The organism is Streptomyces sp. NPDC054883 (genome assembly GCF_053610645.1).
This window is the reverse complement of sequence record NZ_JBSGYT010000107.1, coordinates 1-2,653: the sequence shown is the minus strand read 5'-3', so window position 1 is coordinate 2,653 and position 2,653 is coordinate 1. Positions and strand designations below refer to the sequence as shown.

Annotated in this window: 1 rRNA gene; it reads left to right on the top strand. The window is 53.7% G+C overall.

Annotated elements, in window-relative coordinates:
• Nucleotides 1-9: 9 nt before the first annotated feature.
• A 23S ribosomal RNA gene (locus ACWGH1_RS35125) occupies nt 10-2,653 on the top strand; the annotation flags it as partial.

Genomic DNA, 2,653 nt, shown 5'->3' with positions numbered 1-2,653 from the left:
TAACTTTTAGGTTAAGTTATTAAGGGCGCATGGCGGATGCCTTGGCACTAGGAGCCGAAGAAGGACGGCACTAACACCGATATGCTTCGGGGAGCTGTAAGTGAGCTTTGATCCGGAGATTTCCGAATGGGGAAACCCACTGCTCGTAATGGAGCAGTATCCATATCTGAATTCATAGGATATGAGAAGGCAGACCCGGGGAACTGAAACATCTAAGTACCCGGAGGAAGAGAAAGCAAATGCGATTCCCTGAGTAGCGGCGAGCGAAACGGGATTAGCCCAAACCAAGAGGCTTGCCTCTTGGGGTTGTAGGACACTCTGTACGGAGTTACAAAAGAACGAGGTAGATGAAGAGGTCTGGAAAGGCCCGCCATAGGAGGTAACAGCCCTGTAGTCAAAACTTCGTTCTCTCCTGAGTGGATCCTGAGTACGGCGGAACACGTGAAATTCCGTCGGAATCCGGGAGGACCATCTCCCAAGGCTAAATACTCCCTAGTGACCGATAGTGAACCAGTACCGTGAGGGAAAGGTGAAAAGCACCCCGGAAGGGGAGTGAAAGAGATCCTGAAACCGTGTGCCTACAAGTAGTCAGAGCCCGTTAACGGGTGATGGCGTGCCTTTTGTAGAATGAACCGGCGAGTTACGATCCCGTGCAAGGTTAAGTTGAAAAGACGGAGCCGCAGCGAAAGCGAGTCTGAATAGGGCGCATGAGTACGTGGTCGTAGACCCGAAACCAGGTGATCTACCCATGTCCAGGGTGAAGTTCAGGTAACACTGAATGGAGGCCCGAACCCACGCACGTTGAAAAGTGCGGGGATGAGGTGTGGGTAGGGGTGAAATGCCAATCGAACCTGGAGATAGCTGGTTCTCTCCGAAATAGCTTTAGGGCTAGCCTCAAGGTAAGAGTCTCGGAGGTAGAGCACTGATTGGACTAGGGGCCCCTACCGGGTTACCGAATTCAGTCAAACTCCGAATGCCAATGACTTATCCTTGGGAGTCAGACTGCGAGTGATAAGATCCGTAGTCGAAAGGGAAACAGCCCAGACCGCCAGCTAAGGTCCCAAAGTATACGTTAAGTGGAAAAGGATGTGGAGTTGCTTAGACAACCAGGATGTTGGCTTAGAAGCAGCCACCATTTAAAGAGTGCGTAATAGCTCACTGGTCGAGTGACTCTGCGCCGAAAATGTACCGGGGCTAAACGTATCACCGAAGCTGCGGACTGTTCTTCGAACAGTGGTAGGAGAGCGTTCTAAGGGCTGTGAAGCCAGACCGGAAGGACTGGTGGAGCGCTTAGAAGTGAGAATGCCGGTATGAGTAGCGAAAGAGGGGTGAGAATCCCCTCCACCGAATGCCTAAGGTTTCCTGAGGAAGGCTCGTCCGCTCAGGGTTAGTCGGGACCTAAGCCGAGGCCGAAAGGCGTAGGCGATGGACAACAGGTTGATATTCCTGTACCACCTCCTCACCATTTGAGCAATGGGGGGACGCAGGAGGATAGGGTAAGCGCGGTATTGGATATCCGCGTCCAAGCAGTTAGGCTGGGAAATAGGCAAATCCGTTTCCCATAAGGCTGAGCTGTGATGGCGAGCGAAATATAGTAGCGAAGTTCCTGATTCCACACTGCCAAGAAAAGCCTCTAGCGAGGTGAGAGGTGCCCGTACCGCAAACCGACACAGGTAGGCGAGGAGAGAATCCTAAGGTGATCGAGAGAACTCTCGTTAAGGAACTCGGCAAAATGACCCCGTAACTTCGGGAGAAGGGGTGCTCTGTTAGGGTGCAAGCCCGAGAGAGCCGCAGTGAATAGGCCCAGGCGACTGTTTAGCAAAAACACAGGTCTCTGCGAAGCCGTAAGGCGAAGTATAGGGGCTGACGCCTGCCCGGTGCTGGAAGGTTAAGAGGAGCGCTTAGCGTAAGCGAAGGTGCGAATTGAAGCCCCAGTAAACGGCGGCCGTAACTATAACGGTCCTAAGGTAGCGAAATTCCTTGTCGGGTAAGTTCCGACCTGCACGAAAGGCGTACGTAACGATCTGGGCACTGTCTCAACGAGAGACTCGGTGAAATTATAGTACCTGTGAAGATGCAGGTTACCCGCGACAGGACGGAAAGACCCCGTGGAGCTTTACTGCAGCCTGATATTGAATGTTGGTACAGCTTGTACAGGATAGGTAGGAGCCTTGGAAACCGGAGCGCCAGCTTCGGTGGAGGCATCGGTGGGATACTACCCTGGCTGTATTGACCTTCTAACCCGCCGCCCTTATCGGGCGGGGAGACAGTGTCAGGTGGGCAGTTTGACTGGGGCGGTCGCCTCCTAAAAGGTAACGGAGGCGCCCAAAGGTTCCCTCAGAATGGTTGGAAATCATTCGCAGAGTGTAAAGGCACAAGGGAGCTTGACTGCGAGACCTACAAGTCGAGCAGGGACGAAAGTCGGGCTTAGTGATCCGGTGGTTCCGCATGGAAGGGCCATCGCTCAACGGATAAAAGCTACCCCGGGGATAACAGGCTTATCTCCCCCAAGAGTCCACATCGACGGGGAGGTTTGGCACCTCGATGTCGGCTCATCGCATCCTGGGGCTGTAGTCGGTCCCAAGGGTTGGGCTGTTCGCCCATTAAAGCGGTACGCGAGCTGGGTTCAGAACGTCGTGAGACAGTTCGGTCC